We start from the raw sequence: 451 nt of genomic DNA on the forward strand, positions 1-451 counted from the left end.
CTTGGCATTGTTACAAACCTCAGGTTACGCACCCAAAGTATCGGATGAAGTTTTGGCTTCAATCAAAAGTTTGGGCATCCAGTCTGACTTTGACGTATTTGTCTCTTTAAGCTGTCATAACTGTCCAGATGTGGTGCAAGCGTTGAACCTGATTGCCATTTACAACCCAGGTACGACAGCCACCATGATTGATGGTGCATTCTTCCAAGACGAGGTTGAAGAACGCAAAATCATGGCTGTACCAATGGTGTTCCAAGACAACACCCATATCGGTCAAGGCCGTATGACTTTGGAAGAGATTATTGCCAAACTGGATACCAATTCAGCAGCCAAAGAAGCTGAAAAACTCAATGCCAAAGATGCTTTTGATGTTTTAGTGATTGGTGCTGGTCCTGCAGGAAATACCTCTGCCATTTATGCCGCGCGTAAAGGCATTAAAACGGGGATCGTA

Annotated in this window: 1 protein-coding gene; it reads left to right on the forward strand. The window is 44.6% G+C overall.

Annotation, left to right across the window (positions count from 1 at the left end):
* On the forward strand, positions 1–451 hold a 451-nt coding region (locus DPG01_RS18595), incomplete at both ends, for a thioredoxin family protein (RefSeq protein ID WP_171327459.1).

The sequence above is a fragment of the Acinetobacter sp. WCHAc060042 genome, assembly GCF_003231195.1.
Classification (GTDB): Bacteria; Pseudomonadota; Gammaproteobacteria; order Pseudomonadales; family Moraxellaceae; genus Acinetobacter.